At 52.1% G+C, this 12,704-nt stretch carries 18 protein-coding genes; 3 read left to right on the top strand and 15 right to left on the bottom strand.

Annotated elements, in window-relative coordinates:
- Window positions 1-145: 145 nt before the first annotated feature.
- A complete protein-coding gene (locus tag ACO0LO_RS05065) occupies window positions 146-538 on the top strand; it encodes a flagellar basal body rod C-terminal domain-containing protein (RefSeq protein ID WP_422963113.1) in 393 nt (130 codons plus the stop codon).
- A 23-nt stretch (window positions 539-561) separates the two neighbouring features.
- On the opposite strand, the gene ACO0LO_RS05060 is transcribed toward ACO0LO_RS05065, so the two are convergent.
- From ACO0LO_RS05060 to ACO0LO_RS05030, 7 genes are all read right to left on the bottom strand, one after another.
- Window positions 562-1,083 carry a hypothetical protein gene (locus tag ACO0LO_RS05060; RefSeq protein ID WP_422963112.1) on the bottom strand — a complete coding sequence of 174 codons (522 nt, stop codon included), beginning with the start codon at window positions 1,081-1,083 and terminating at the stop codon, window positions 562-564.
- Window positions 1,080-1,544, bottom strand: coding sequence for a lysozyme (locus ACO0LO_RS05055; RefSeq protein WP_422963111.1), 465 nt, complete (start codon window positions 1,542-1,544; stop codon window positions 1,080-1,082). Before ACO0LO_RS05055 ends, ACO0LO_RS05060 begins: the two co-directional genes overlap by 4 nt.
- On the bottom strand, window positions 1,541-1,735 hold the full coding sequence (locus ACO0LO_RS05050; RefSeq protein WP_422963110.1) for a hypothetical protein: 195 nt from the start codon (window positions 1,733-1,735) through the stop codon (window positions 1,541-1,543). Before ACO0LO_RS05050 ends, ACO0LO_RS05055 begins: the two co-directional genes overlap by 4 nt.
- 123 nt (window positions 1,736-1,858) lie before the next feature.
- Window positions 1,859-2,245, bottom strand: a complete 387-nt coding sequence (locus ACO0LO_RS05045) for a hypothetical protein (protein ID WP_422963109.1) — start codon at window positions 2,243-2,245, stop codon at window positions 1,859-1,861.
- A gap of 157 nt (window positions 2,246-2,402) precedes the next feature.
- Window positions 2,403-3,575: a hypothetical protein gene (locus ACO0LO_RS05040; RefSeq protein WP_422963108.1), complete on the bottom strand. Its 1,173-nt coding sequence runs from the start codon at window positions 3,573-3,575 to the stop codon at window positions 2,403-2,405.
- A gap of 97 nt (window positions 3,576-3,672) precedes the next feature.
- Entirely contained in the window at window positions 3,673-4,029 is a 357-nt protein-coding gene (locus ACO0LO_RS05035; RefSeq protein WP_422963107.1) for a hypothetical protein, read from the bottom strand.
- A gap of 246 nt (window positions 4,030-4,275) precedes the next feature.
- Entirely contained in the window at window positions 4,276-4,599 is a 324-nt protein-coding gene (locus ACO0LO_RS05030; protein WP_422963106.1) for a hypothetical protein, read from the bottom strand.
- A gap of 424 nt (window positions 4,600-5,023) precedes the next feature.
- Between ACO0LO_RS05030 and ACO0LO_RS05025 the strand changes: the two genes are divergently transcribed.
- A complete protein-coding gene (locus tag ACO0LO_RS05025) occupies window positions 5,024-5,206 on the top strand; it encodes a hypothetical protein (protein ID WP_422963105.1) in 183 nt (60 codons plus the stop codon).
- A gap of 27 nt (window positions 5,207-5,233) precedes the next feature.
- Here ACO0LO_RS05025 and ACO0LO_RS05020 read toward each other — a convergent pair whose 3' ends face one another.
- From ACO0LO_RS05020 to ACO0LO_RS04985, 8 genes are all read right to left on the bottom strand, one after another.
- Window positions 5,234-5,431, bottom strand: a complete 198-nt coding sequence (locus tag ACO0LO_RS05020; protein WP_422963104.1) for a hypothetical protein — start codon at window positions 5,429-5,431, stop codon at window positions 5,234-5,236.
- 35 nt (window positions 5,432-5,466) lie between these two features.
- Window positions 5,467-5,727 (bottom strand): hypothetical protein, encoded by a 261-nt coding sequence (locus ACO0LO_RS05015; RefSeq protein ID WP_422963103.1) that lies wholly within the window; start codon window positions 5,725-5,727, stop codon window positions 5,467-5,469.
- Between the two features lie 114 nt (window positions 5,728-5,841).
- Window positions 5,842-6,087 carry a hypothetical protein gene (locus ACO0LO_RS05010; RefSeq protein WP_422963102.1) on the bottom strand — a complete coding sequence of 82 codons (246 nt, stop codon included), beginning with the start codon at window positions 6,085-6,087 and terminating at the stop codon, window positions 5,842-5,844.
- A gap of 112 nt (window positions 6,088-6,199) precedes the next feature.
- Window positions 6,200-7,195: a gamma-glutamyl-gamma-aminobutyrate hydrolase family protein gene (locus ACO0LO_RS05005; RefSeq protein ID WP_422963101.1), complete on the bottom strand. Its 996-nt coding sequence runs from the start codon at window positions 7,193-7,195 to the stop codon at window positions 6,200-6,202.
- Between the two features lie 20 nt (window positions 7,196-7,215).
- Complete coding sequence (locus tag ACO0LO_RS05000) at window positions 7,216-8,334, bottom strand: YbdK family carboxylate-amine ligase (protein ID WP_422963100.1); 1,119 nt, start codon at window positions 8,332-8,334, stop codon at window positions 7,216-7,218.
- 11 nt (window positions 8,335-8,345) lie between these two features.
- A complete protein-coding gene (locus ACO0LO_RS04995; RefSeq protein WP_422963099.1) occupies window positions 8,346-9,545 on the bottom strand; it encodes a cation:proton antiporter in 1,200 nt (399 codons plus the stop codon).
- Between the two features lie 262 nt (window positions 9,546-9,807).
- Window positions 9,808-10,341, bottom strand: a complete 534-nt coding sequence (gene pal, locus ACO0LO_RS04990) for a peptidoglycan-associated lipoprotein Pal (protein WP_422963098.1) — start codon at window positions 10,339-10,341, stop codon at window positions 9,808-9,810.
- A 104-nt stretch (window positions 10,342-10,445) separates the two neighbouring features.
- Window positions 10,446-11,693, bottom strand: coding sequence for a chloride channel protein (locus ACO0LO_RS04985; RefSeq protein WP_422963097.1), 1,248 nt, complete (start codon window positions 11,691-11,693; stop codon window positions 10,446-10,448).
- 351 nt (window positions 11,694-12,044) lie between these two features.
- Between ACO0LO_RS04985 and ACO0LO_RS04980 the strand changes: the two genes are divergently transcribed.
- Complete coding sequence (locus ACO0LO_RS04980; RefSeq protein ID WP_422963096.1) at window positions 12,045-12,566, top strand: MarR family winged helix-turn-helix transcriptional regulator; 522 nt, start codon at window positions 12,045-12,047, stop codon at window positions 12,564-12,566.
- Window positions 12,567-12,704 lie beyond the last annotated feature (138 nt).

Below are 12,704 nucleotides of genomic sequence, written 5' to 3'. Positions count from 1 at the left end.
CCTGTTGCACCTCGTTTTTACTGTATTTATATACAGTATATCGTAAACTTGGGAGTGTTCAAGACATTCCCGGCTACGCAATCGCCACATCAGGGAGCATCCTCGAATAATTTGCCTGCAGGAAATCAGGACTTGAGTTAAGCTATTGAAATATAAGGATATTTTATTTATTTTTCAGCAATGCATTCACAGAAACGGAATTAACGTGTCTATTTCAGCATTCAGCAGCGGGCTCTCCGGCATGCAGGCATTCCAGCGTGGGCTGGATACATCAGCCAATAATATTGCCAATGCCCAAACGAATGGTTTCAAACCACAACAGGCTTCTTTCAAGGAAGGTGCGACAGGAGGCGTGTCCACGGTAGTGAGCGGAAATGGCAGCAACGGCATGTCTGCGATTTCCCAGGAAGCCAGTGGAACTGATCTGGCAACAGAAACGATCGATTCTCTGGTATATAAGAACGGATTTGATGCTTCAGCCAAAGTAGTAAAAACTGCCGACCAGATGCTGGGTACACTGGTCGACATCAAGGCCTGACATCGCCAGGCCGATTACATCGCTTATCCCGGGTCTCCGGGATACATGTGGTTTGCTCTGATGAACTGCTGCGTCGCGCGGCAACCCGCAACGACCGTATCCGCCTCCTGCATCAGGTCCCGAAGATTTCCTTCAATTTCTGGAGGAAGTGCAAGGGTGAAGGCAGCGGCTGCATTGCTTCCTGCGGCGCCTGCGGTATCGGCGGCGGGGGCAAGTCCATGACAGATACTGGCGGAGACGCGCAGGCCTGAGTCAGTATGGCCGCTGCTGCCATAGGCAGCATGGATTTGGTTAAGCTCATTATTGACATCCTTTCTGATGCGCTGCCCATCCAGCGCCTGTTGTTCTACAATTCGTTCATTGTTTTTTACGCGCGCCAGCAATGCCGACTTTTCAGCTTCCGCTCGCTCACGGCTTTCCTTATCCCACCTGGCCTGTATTTCCGCCCTCCCCTGTAGTTGACCTCGCCTTTGCATGCCCCACATCGCGGCACCCAGTAGCCCGAACAAGACAAGAACTGCAATTAATCTGGCATACAGGCTCATCCCGATTTCCTTAAACACAGTTCTTTTTCTGCCGCTCGACGCTTGATCAGGCCGGGCAAAACCTTCCCTCCTGCATAGACCCAGCGTGGCAGCTCATTACAGGCGCCGGCAAGATCACCTGCATTTAGCTTGCGAGCCATTGACGACCCGCAAAAATTGCCACTGCCAGCATTAAAAATGAATGAAGCAAAAGCCGCACGCTGGTTATCGGTCAAAGGCACGAGCACGCACGCGCGCATTTCGGCATCGGCCTTAAGCAGATCCTTCGCCAGCATGTCGTCACACTGGTCAGCGGTGGCGGTCTGCCCGAGGTGCACACCTTCGGTGTGGCCGCGGCAGATGGTTGGAATACTGACCGGGTCCAGGTAAGCCTGCTGACGCGTTCCTTCAAAAAAAATCACCAAAGGTACGGCCATGCCCAAGCCTGCCGCTGCTATCTTTTGTTTCAGATCCAGGTTCATTGTTGCCTCCGTTTTTCTTTACGCTTTCTCAGACGGTCTTTCAACAGAAAAAAAGTCTGCAGACCAACGTAGACCAAGGTAGCAATTGCCACCCAGTCGTTCAGCGTCAAACCGAATATGATGGAAGCGCTCGTCAGTAACGCGGGAGGCGCCGCTTTGGCAGCGGCAGTGGAGACAGATTCATCTTGCATGATGCCCTCTATAAATGAAAAAAGCCGCACTAAGGCGGCTTGTGTTGTTGCAACTGCTTTATGTCGATTTATTCTTTTACACTCTTCTACGAGCAACTAGAATATGGGGCGATACGTCGTGAATTAAAAACCTTCAGGAATACCCGTCTTCCCATCCAGCTTGGTGATTTTCCATTTTTCCATATTTTCATATTCGTAAAAGAATCTGAAATTGTAGTCCGAATTGATGGCAAGCAGCATCACCATTTTTTCTTTACCCATCACTTCAGCAAGCCTGCTCGCGTTTTCCATCATTTCATCAATAAAATTTGAGTGCCGGCGCATATCAAGGAATTCCACCTTAGAACCCACGACATACGAAGCATTGCAACCTGGTCCGAATTTCTGCATCACAAATCTGAAATACGCTTTTTTCCAGTCCGGCTCCGCGTCAAACATCTCACGCATAAAACTTTTTGCCAAATCCATTGTCAGCTTGGTTTCTTCATCACGTTTTGCGTCATTATTCATCAACCAACTCTCCTTATGTATACCTGTTCTGATCCGTTATAAAAATCTTGCTTCCAATGGTCTATCATGTTCCCATTTGGATCGTTCACTTTAAATTCTATCGCTACATTTCCGGGGCGGCCTTTGCTATTAAAATTTCCGAAGCTGTATACGAAGTTTACATGATTTCCCTGGTCGATGTAGCGGCCAAAATCATTTTCCATGGTGTAGAAAGGAGATTTATTAAATTCCCCATGCTGAGCAAACATATTGATGAGGCCATGGTTTCGTAAAACTGATATCCCAGCCTGTCATACACGCCCGCACCCAGCCCCACCGTATCGATAAATACCCTCGCCGGTTTGTCCTGCTCTATCAATTGCGCCACAATGCCGGCAACCTGCATCGTCGATTTTTTTTCATAAGTCTTGACCTTGGTCAGCACCCGCCCTTTACGCCATACGATCGCCGTCCTGTCATCGCCAAACCGCGCAGGATCCACACCAACAACCAGCGGCCCCGCCATGTTGACGTTTTCAGCCCTGCGTGCAGCCATGATGTTTGCAGCGGGAATCAGGCTATCCCTATTTTCCGCGACGAAAGCTTCCGCAGCATTGTTCGGGTACTCTTGCTGGAACAAGTTTACGTCGCCACTGAAATCATCCTCTATCTTGAGTTTGCGCCAGTACAGCTGGTCATTATCGAGTCCGTAAAGTTCGGCCAGGTCCAGCTCCTCCAGCTTCCTGGCAAAATGCGCCGGGGCAGGCGTACGGTATTCAGGCTGCCAAAACCATGGACAAAATATAGGAATATATTCTCCATGGCCCCCTTCTGCCCGCTTCCAGCGCTGGTGAAATTCATTACCGACACCATTTGCCGTGGATTCCAGAATAATTTCAGTGCCATCCGCATTCGGCACAGCCTGGCCAATACCTGCAAAATGGGATGCGGCGTGTGGCCAGAAAGCCGCCTCGGACCCATGAAAATATTGTGCGGTGCTAGATCGCCCCACTTCCCTGGTTCCCGCCGTAGCAACCTTATAGCCGCTATCGAGCTTGTCGAAATAAAGCTCCCTTGCGTTCGCGGTACCCGTGCTGGGCCGCAACTGCTCAGGTACATTGTCGTGATAACGCTTGGTCATGGCAAACAGGTTATCGGTAGCATTTTGCTCGTGGGTAATGATTACGGCCTTCTTGCCCTTACGAAACTGTAGCTTCCAATAAAATCTTGCCGCAATGTAAGTAGATGCGCCTTGCTGACGGCCCTTCAAGATCAGCGCCCGCACCTTGCCCGTATCATGCAGTTGCGCTTCCAGCTTCGCATGGATATGCAGCTGCGCCTTGTTCAGCACCAGCGGCACAATTTTTCCATCCTTGGATAACACCTTCAAAACACGCGGCGCATGAAATACAAAATCCGTTTTCAGTGTATGCAAGGTCTGCAATTGTTTAGGCGTCACTCACGACCTCCAGCCAGTCTTCGATGGTTTTCCCAGTCTTCTGTTTCACGTCTATGCCGAAGGCTTCACGCTCCAGCGCGACCAGCAACCGCAAGGAATCCACCAGCGACTTTAGCGTGCTGGTGCGGTTTGCATGGCTGATCACTTTCTGGAACAGCTCATTTCGTTTGTCGCGCGCCTTATCGTCCGCGGCTTCCATCAATTCCGTCAATCCGGCCAAGGTGTCGACGCTGCCCGTCTGCTGCTCCAGTTCCTGCAGTAACGCCATTACCAGCATACGCGAGCGCCGTATATCCTTGCGTTGCGCGAGCACGATATCGCCGTGGACATCGCTGTCGGATTTCATGATCCCTCCTGGCGCCTTCGCAGTGCTGGCAGGAACCAGGCTGAGGACGGTAGCATTCAATTTTGCCAATGTCCTGGAAGTGGTCCGCGCAGTACTATCGCGCTGCCAGCACTCGCGCTTTGCCTTTTTATTGATGCCGGACTCGGAAACACCATATTCAGTCGCGATGCTCCTGACAGATTTTATCCCGCCACGAAATTCCAGCTCTATCGGCTCCCAATCTATCATCGCGCTCATCCGCTTTGTTTATTCCAACACTCCAGAGCCAGCCTCTGCCGCGCCGCCAGGCACAGGTTCCTTTACATCTTCGTTAACCGCAGCATCTTTTTCCACGCTATCGGCAAGTGCTTCCGCCGTAATGCCTGACAAATCCAGTTCACCAAAGCCTTCCGCTCCCGTATCTGCAGAACAATTGCCTACACGGTATACTCCGTCATCGTCCAACACGATGACATCGCCGCTATACACCATCTGCGATCCTTCCGGCAGATAGAGAATGCCGATGTCATCTCTTTGGTCATAGCGCTTTACTGCCCAGTGATCACCCTGCTTTAGCCATATTTCGTCCATTTTTACCTCGCTTGAGTCGACTGTTCAAAGAATGCGGGCAAAAAAAAACCCAGACCGGAGGTCTGGGTTTTTGTCCCGTGATCAACAGAAGATTTGCCGCTTCGCGTTTAATGCAAGCGCACTTCCCCTACCCGCAATAATAAAGAAGTCCAACTCTGCCCTCAACTGTACAGGTGTTATCCGCGGAAATATTCACTTCGCGGAAAAGCTTCCTGCGTCAAACCAAGTGCAGACTGTTTTTTGACACTAAACCTACCCTCATTCGTAATGATTCGATTGTCCGCTCTACAAGAACAATGTTTTCTCTTTTATGGGGTTTATCGGAAACAGGCAGAGGCTTACACTCTCGTCTGTGTAAAAAGCTTCATGCACAAAAACAAACAAGTATCGGTCAGACAGTCATTTAATTAACAGGGAGGGCACTATGAAAGCATTAATCGAACGTCAGCTTTATAAACCCTCGCTGGTGCTGGTAATGATCATGCTGATGCAATTGATGGTGTCGCTGGACTTCAATATGGGTCAGGTTACACTGGTAGCATTGGCAAAAGGCATGCGTCGCGCCAGCTGCATTATTCTCCGCAACGGCTGCGGCCAGGCCGGATAACACCCGTTTGTCGTCAAGAATGCACTTTTAAGCTGGCTTGCCTGTCGCAGCGGCTTGCGCTTGCCCTTCATCATCCGAAGGTTTTCCCGTCACGCGGGAGAGATCATCTTCATTCGGCTGCTTTTCATATTCAGTAGGTTCGGCATGCACTGAAGCCTCGGGCAATGTATGCGAAATTACTCTAGGAAGATCTACAAGCGGCCCAGTTACGTTTTGTTTACCCATCGACCTAATCTCCTCTTTTGGCGTTCGTCTAGCTTTCACTTCGGCGGCACAGGATCCAACCCATCGAGGTCAAGATCAGGCTCATCCTTGTTAAAAGAAGCTTCGCGCTCCATATCCACCGACTCATCCGGCAGTCCGTCAATATCCTCGCCCAGATTCCCTTTCGTGAACTGCTCAATGGAAACATCATCATCCAGCGTAGAAGGAATGGAAGCCTCGCCGGCCTCTACCGGGCGGCCTGCAGAAATATCCTGCACCGGCTTACTGTCTGCTTTAAGTGTCTTTGATGGCATCATGGTAATCTTTCTCCTGTTTTTTTCTGCTTTTTCCTATTTATATCTGATTTGTCCTATACCGCCATAATATGGCCAACGAATAACAAGCTCTGTTCGGGAACACACCATTCACTGCTACAGAGGATCCTCGCTGCCCACATCGGGAGGAAGTTTTTTTCCGACGTCACGGCTAAATCTTTTAGCCGCCTCACTTTGTTCATCCTGCGGAGCCGGCTGTGGCTTGTTTGCATCACTGGTCACGCCGCGATCAACAGCTTTGTCGCTGGCTGCCCCTGCGGCCCGTGAAGATTCATTTTCAGTACGCTCTGGAGTAGAGGACAATTCTTTAAGTGTTTCGGGGTTAATAGTATGTAAGGTCATGAATTGCTCCAGCTAGAATATTGATACCCAGTGTAAGGCGACCTCTCAACATCGTCTGTGAGACAGCGCACTCAACACCAAACAAGATAGCAAAAGGTATCAAAGACAGCGTTCAAAACCTTGTTTCTCGCGCTGCGCGTAGAAAATTATCCAGAATAGGCGTGCAATCCAGCAGATGCTGGCTGCCGGCACGATGAAACTCCGGATGCCACTGCAAACCCACTACAAAGCTCGCCTTCTTGTAGCGTATGGCCTCCACAATCTGGTCCTGGTGGGATACCGCTTCCACTGACAAGTCACGCCCCAGCGTTTTAACAGCCTGGTGGTGAATGGAGTTGACCAGCGCGGTCGGCTGGGATGCAAACAGCTTTGCCAGCGTTGAACCCTGTGTGAACTGAATCTCGTGATAATTCCTGTCATACATGTCGTTGACATGCGAAATGGCGGCCGGCACATTACTGGCGATATCCTGGTACAAGGTACCGCCAAAGCCAACGTTGATCAGTTGGCAACCGCGGCATATTCCCAGCACCGGTTTGTCCGCTTCGATAAATTCATGCAACAGCTCCAGTTCATACATGTCGCGCGCACGGTCGCCGTTCCACTCCGGGCGCGTCACTGCCTCGGCATAACTTTGCGGAGAAACGTCCGCCCCGCCTTGCAGCACAAGGCCATCCAGATGTTTGGCATAATCGCGCAAACGGATATTACTGGGATGTAGCAGGCCATTGGTATTTACCGTCGGTATCATGAAGACCAGCACATCGCGCGACATCACCCATTGGGCGATCGACTCCTCCAGGTATTGCAGGGTTTTACTACGTAGCCCGGTGCCGTCTGCTTCAGGATGAAATATGCGTGCAGATACGCCTATCTTCAGTGTCCTTTGCGTCAGGCGCCGCAAGCCCTTGTCCGACAACGATTTAAAACGCGCCGCCAACAGCTTCCAGGTATGGCGCCACGGCGTCTCATCGCTGGATTGGTAACGCGGCAAGGCTGCACTCGGCTCTACCCGAGGATCGGGCCCCGGAACGCCCTGTGTTGGGATTTCCTGCGAAGTGGGGCCGGGGCCGGGGGCAGACGGTTCGGGTTCATTCGTCGTTGACATATTTTTGCTCTTCGTCGTGATTATTTTGTTGCCATCCACATTTCGCTTTGCTGCCTCACTACTTCACTTAATGAACCGCCCTGGGTATAAGTACTGCGCAGCCAGTCGGCGTCGGACGGGCGTTCCAAAAGACGATTAGTCAATAACCGCAATGCATCGGCAGTGCCCAGTTCCTGCGCGGTTTCAGTCAACAGCATCAACGTCTGGAAGATATCTTCCTTGATCGTCGCCTGCGGTTCATTGCTCAGAGGGTTGATCAGGTTGCCCTTCAAGCCGAAGCGGCAAGACTGGAAACGGTTGTAGGTATAGGTCAGGTACACATCCTGGTTCGGCACCAGTTCCCGGTGTTCCAGCAGGTACTTGCACAGGGTTTGCGCATACGCCGCCAGCGCCACTGCAGTTTCTATCTCCAGGGGAGTGTCGCATACCCGTATTTCTATCGTGCCATACTCAGGCTTGGGGCGGATATCCCAGTAAAAATCCTTCATGCTGGCGACGATGCCAAGATCTTTCATGGTTTTAAAATAGCGGTTAAACCCCTCCCAGTCACTCACAAAAGGCATATAGCCGCTGAGCGGAAAAGCATTGATGCTGGTCAGCCGGGAAGACTGGAAACTGGTATCCACGCCTTGGTAAAAAGGCGAGGATGCGGACAAGGCAATAAAATGCGGTATATAGCGCGCCAGCAAATGCACCAGCCGTATCCCTTCGTCGCCATTGACGCAGCCGATGTGAATATGCTGCCCATACACGGTAAACTGCTTGGCCAGATAGCCGTATAGCTCAGATACCAGTGCATAACGTTCAGAAGGATAAATCCGCTGATCGTCCCAATGCTGGAAAGGATGCGCGCCGCCGCCGGCCAGGCCGAGGTTGGTCTTTTCGGCAGCAGCCACGAGCAAGGTACGCATCGCCTTCAATTCGGCCAGCATTTCCTGGTGATCGGTGTGTACCGAAGTCGCAATCTCTATCATGCTTTCAGTAATTTCGGGCTTGATATCATAGCCATGCGGCTTCTTGTTCAATAGCGCCAGCAAGTCGCTGGAGCCACTCGTCAAATTAAAATCGCGCCGGTTGACGATCTGGAGTTCCAGTTCCACACCCATCGTCAATGGCGTTGATGAATTAAATTCCAGCACAGGCAACTCCTTTAATTTTTTGCTTCACCGGACAATATCAGCGCAAAGCGCGTGCACACAGGCCCGGCTATTTCCAGCACCGCCAGAACCGACAATAGCAATGCCGTCAGGAGCGCGCCGAATTCGGGATAAAGCACGGTGGCATTTTTTGCCAGCACGATTGCCACACCCGACATCGGCAGCAGGCTCAGGCCCAGCAAAGCACCTTTGCGTACTGTCAAGCCATTGACCGGTGCCAGAGCGGCGCCAAACAACACACTCACCACCAGACGTACGCCGACGAAACCCACTACCGCAAGCCAGTATTCGCGCATATGCATCAGCTCCAGTTGCGCACCGGCACTGACAAACAGAATCCCATACAATAAGCCGCTGAAGTGACTGAAATCGGGCTCCACGATCGCATATCCGCGGTCGCGATGCCTGCTTGTGATGCCGAACACCAGCAAGGCAATCATCGCCGACAAATTGAACATGCTGGCGGCGCCGACGGTCGCGGCAATCAGCGCAAACAGGATAATGCGTTGGCTCTGATGTTCCCTGCCCAGCCATTCGCTGAGGTAAATCACCAGTCGGCCGGCTATCCAGCCCAGCAAGCCGGAGCCAAATACAAGAAACAAGGGGTGGAATACCAGGATACGCCAGTCGCTGCTGTATTCCAGGTGCAGCGCAGACAGGCTCATCGTAAAAACGATAAACGCCAGCGAGTTGCTGATCGCAATAATATTCAGCATGCGCTCGCTGACTTGCCCTTCGGCTTTCAGCTCATGCACAATATTCAATGCCACCGCCGGTGAACTTGCCATGCCGATCGCAGCTGCCATGCTCGCTACCAGCCGAGGTATCCCCAGGCTGGTCAGCAACAGGTATAGTGCAAAAAATATGGCTACGCTGATCGCGATGCCGGTCACAAGCAGCCATTTCTCTTTGACCAGCCATTTGTAATCTATCCGTCGCCCCAGTTCAAAGACAACGAGACCCAGCGTCAGATCGATCAGCGGGGCCAGACTTTCCAGTGCTCCAGTATTGAGCAGATTAAGTCCCGCCGGCCCAATCAGCAGGCCTGTCAGCACATAACTGGTAATCGTCGGAACCGGCAACAGCCGCGTTATCAGCTTTGCGCCCACGATGCCTGCAATCAGGATAAAACCAATCGCCGTCAACGTATTCAGAGCTTCCGGCATCACCGGAAAAATTGTATGTGGAATCATTTATTGCGACCAATCATGGTGGCGACTGTGAACAAAATGCGCAAACTGCACTCCCCCTGAGCTATCGTTCGTCAATTCCCGGCAGCAAGGCGCCAGCATTTGTGGCAAGGGTATCAATGCCTGATTGTATTGTATGTGCGGTAACTAACGACGCCAGTTCCAGCCTTATGCTGCAGATCCCTGCGCTGTGCAGGCATCTGCCCATTTTCTGCATGGAAAGCAATGGAAGCTTGCCGGCCATGGCCGGCAGCAAAAGGAAGAATTACTTGTTGCCTGCGTACACAATATCTGCACGGCGGTTCTCTGCCCAGGAGGCTTCGTCGCTACCTGTCGCCTTCGGTTTTTCTTTACCCAAAGACACTGCTTCCATTTGCTGGTCCGGCACGCCCAACAATACCAGAGATTTGCGAACCGCTTCGGCACGCTTCTGGCCCAGCGCCAGATTATATTCACTACCGCCACGTTCATCGGTATTGCCTTGAATCAGGATTTTACGCTGTGAATTTTTTTCCAGGTATTTGGAATGTGCGCCGACGACAGAAGCAAATTCAGGTTTCACGACGTAGCTGTCGAAGTCAAAATACACGCTGCGTTTGGCCAGCGGGCCATTCGGATCATTCAGCGGATCCACCGTTGCATCCACCGTAGAAACCGTGCGCGTATCCGGTGCAGGTGCAGCGGGCTTGGTTTGCGCGACGGGTGTTGCCGCCGGAGCTTCTGTTTTTGGTGTGGTTGAACAAGCGGAGACAAACAAAGCGGATGTTGCAAGCAACGTCAGGTTCTTAATAGTATTCATGTGAAACTCCATTCATTAATGAGTAAGCAGGGCCAGTGATGTTTATCGAGAGAATCATTGCAGCATGACAGCGCTGCCGTCTCTGTGTTTATGGATATTAAAATTCACTTTTTTTCTTTGACATATTCTCCTGTAGCGTCAGATGAAGTAATTTCCCGGTTTCTCTCCCTGGTTTCTTGTATGTGCCTATCCATAGGATAGTCGCCATCGCCAAAATGGCTGAATTTTTTTGCCAGTGCATGGTACAAAGCCGTGGGGCAGACCAGTTTTGATGCGCCACTGGCGATTACCGACGCCGCCATCAATGGAAGCAGCATCTGATGGCTGTTCGTCATTTCCATCATGATGATGAACGAGGTGACCGGAGCCCGCGTCACTCCGGATAGATACGCAGCCATCACCAGCATCACCATCGCTCCGTGTGTCGCCAGGCCAGGGAAAAGATCGGCCAGGTTATCGCCGATGCCGGCGCCTACTGCCAGCGACGGAGCAAAGATACCTCCGACAATACCGCTCATGGAAGAAACCAGGGTAGCCGCCAGTTTTGCCAGTCCGAAATACCATGGCAGCGTGTCGCGCCCCTCCAGCGTCAGCCGCGTCGGTTCATATCCCGTGCCAAAAATCAGCCCATGGGTACAAACGCCCAGGATGGCAACCAAGAGGCCGCATAAAGCAGCGAACAGCACCGGCCGGTCTTTGACAAATACCGCCATGCGCCGAGGCAGAGAAAAACTGCCCGCGATCAGCAAACGGCTGAATATTCCTCCTGCCAGGCCACCCACCGTGCCGCACAACAGAATCGCCGCCAGGCCGGAGTGCCAGTCCAGCGATGCGCCGCTGGAACCGAAGTAGGTATAGTTTCCCAGCAGAGATAAGGAAATCAGCCCCGAAACAATGACCGTCACCAGAGTAGAACTGTTCGCATTAAAAACATGCTTCTTGCTCAGTTCTTCAATCGCAAACATGATGCCCGCCAATGGAGTATTGAACGCAGCGGAGATGCCCGCAGCACCGCCCGCAAGTATCAGAATGCGGCGGGTTTCCGCGGACTGGAACGGCCCACGTCCATAAAACATATGCATGATGGAGGCACCGATCTGCACTGTCGGCCCTTCCCTGCCTATCGATGCGCCTATGCATAAACCGGCCAGTGTAGAAAATATCTTACCCGCCGCTATCCGGGCCGACAATAGAGTGCTCCGTTTCTCGGCCCCTGTCATATCCATCGCGGCCATGGTCTGTGGTATGCCGCTGCCCTGTGACCCGGGAAAATAACGCTTGCAACAATAGGCCAGCAGCGCAAATCCTGCAGGCATGAAGAGCAGCGGAGACCAGAAAAAAGTTTGCACCATGGACCGATTCAGCCGGTTCGCATATTCACTTCCCGTTGCCAAACCCACCGCAGCCAACCCCACCAGCCCAGGGCCGAGTACCCACGCCGCTCCCCTGTGCCAGAAATGCACTATCTTTGAACCTAGACTCTGGCCAGACGCTAGATTGCGCCCTGCCTGATCGTTATCGGAAGTCAATATATGAAAAAGCTAAGCGTGCCAAGGGATAAATACAGGCTTTTCCGACCGAAAAGCGCATTGTTCAACAGCTTTGTTTATTGCTACAGCCAAGCTGTATTGGTGCAAAGTATATTCCAACAAACTATATTTGTACAAATTCAATTATACTAAGCTACATACCCGGGAGCAGCAATGACAAAGAAAAAGTTACAGCAGGCGCACGCCACGACAGACAATAAACAAGAAAAATCTCCTTCCCAGCTCGAGATATTAAAAAAACTGCGGGTAGTGATACGCGCGGCACAAAGGCATTCCCTGTGGATAGAAAAGCAATGCGGCGTCAGCGGCGCCCAGTTGTGGATCATGCAGGAACTACATGAAAACAGCGGCCTGCGCGTTGGCGAGCTAGCCGCCAAACTCGCCATTCATCAGACAACTACCAGTAACCTGCTGGATGCACTGGAAAAACGCGGCCTCGTTGTCAAAGCCAGGGATACTGCCGACCAGCGTGTCGTCAAGGTAAAACTTACCGGGGAAGGCACCGCTACGCTGTTGCGCGCCCCGACGCCCGCGCGCGGCTTGCTGCCGGAGGCGCTGATGCAAATGGAGGAAAAAAACCTGGCAGAATTGGACCAGGGTTTGCAAGGGCTGCTGGATAGCATCGACGTGCTGGACGAAGGGTTCGGCATGCTGCCGCTGCCTTTTACGATGTAGCGATGCAATGGCGCACAAAGCCGGACTAGAGCAAAGCCCTCCCCGGCCACCGCACCTCCCTCCCAAAATGGAAGTTCTTTTTGTTAGGTGGCATAGAATTGCAAACGCCTGTTCCGGCCCTGAAGCCCTGCCGTATGC

Origin of the sequence: Undibacterium sp. TJN25 (genome assembly GCF_049339885.1) — a bacterium.
Lineage (GTDB): Bacteria > Pseudomonadota > Gammaproteobacteria > Burkholderiales > Burkholderiaceae_D > Undibacterium.
The sequence above is the reverse complement of the archived record's forward strand: the minus strand, read 5'-3'. Positions and strand labels throughout refer to the sequence as shown.

What these genes read in the sequence shown, in the direction of transcription:
- ACO0LO_RS05060 (WP_422963112.1), bottom strand. Translation starts at nt 1,083, where the DNA reads ATGAGCCTGTATGCCAGATTAATTGCAGTTCTTGTCTTGTTCGGGCTA.
- ACO0LO_RS05055 (WP_422963111.1), bottom strand. Translation starts at nt 1,544, where the DNA reads ATGAACCTGGATCTGAAACAAAAGATAGCAGCGGCAGGCTTGGGCATG.
- ACO0LO_RS05035 (WP_422963107.1), bottom strand. Translation starts at nt 4,029, where the DNA reads ATGAAATCCGACAGCGATGTCCACGGCGATATCGTGCTCGCGCAACGC.
- ACO0LO_RS05030 (WP_422963106.1), bottom strand. Translation starts at nt 4,599, where the DNA reads ATGGACGAAATATGGCTAAAGCAGGGTGATCACTGGGCAGTAAAGCGC.
- ACO0LO_RS05010 (WP_422963102.1), bottom strand. Translation starts at nt 6,087, where the DNA reads ATGACCTTACATACTATTAACCCCGAAACACTTAAAGAATTGTCCTCT.
- ACO0LO_RS05050 (WP_422963110.1), bottom strand. Translation starts at nt 1,735, where the DNA reads ATGCAAGATGAATCTGTCTCCACTGCCGCTGCCAAAGCGGCGCCTCCC.
- ACO0LO_RS05025 (WP_422963105.1), top strand. Translation starts at nt 5,024, where the DNA reads ATGAAAGCATTAATCGAACGTCAGCTTTATAAACCCTCGCTGGTGCTG.
- ACO0LO_RS05005 (WP_422963101.1), bottom strand. Translation starts at nt 7,195, where the DNA reads ATGTCAACGACGAATGAACCCGAACCGTCTGCCCCCGGCCCCGGCCCC.
- pal (WP_422963098.1), bottom strand. Translation starts at nt 10,341, where the DNA reads ATGAATACTATTAAGAACCTGACGTTGCTTGCAACATCCGCTTTGTTT.
- ACO0LO_RS05045 (WP_422963109.1), bottom strand. Translation starts at nt 2,245, where the DNA reads ATGAATAATGACGCAAAACGTGATGAAGAAACCAAGCTGACAATGGAT.
- ACO0LO_RS04980 (WP_422963096.1), top strand. Translation starts at nt 12,045, where the DNA reads ATGACAAAGAAAAAGTTACAGCAGGCGCACGCCACGACAGACAATAAA.
- ACO0LO_RS04985 (WP_422963097.1), bottom strand. Translation starts at nt 11,693, where the DNA reads ATGGTGCAAACTTTTTTCTGGTCTCCGCTGCTCTTCATGCCTGCAGGA.
- ACO0LO_RS05015 (WP_422963103.1), bottom strand. Translation starts at nt 5,727, where the DNA reads ATGATGCCATCAAAGACACTTAAAGCAGACAGTAAGCCGGTGCAGGAT.
- ACO0LO_RS05020 (WP_422963104.1), bottom strand. Translation starts at nt 5,431, where the DNA reads ATGGGTAAACAAAACGTAACTGGGCCGCTTGTAGATCTTCCTAGAGTA.
- ACO0LO_RS04995 (WP_422963099.1), bottom strand. Translation starts at nt 9,545, where the DNA reads ATGATTCCACATACAATTTTTCCGGTGATGCCGGAAGCTCTGAATACG.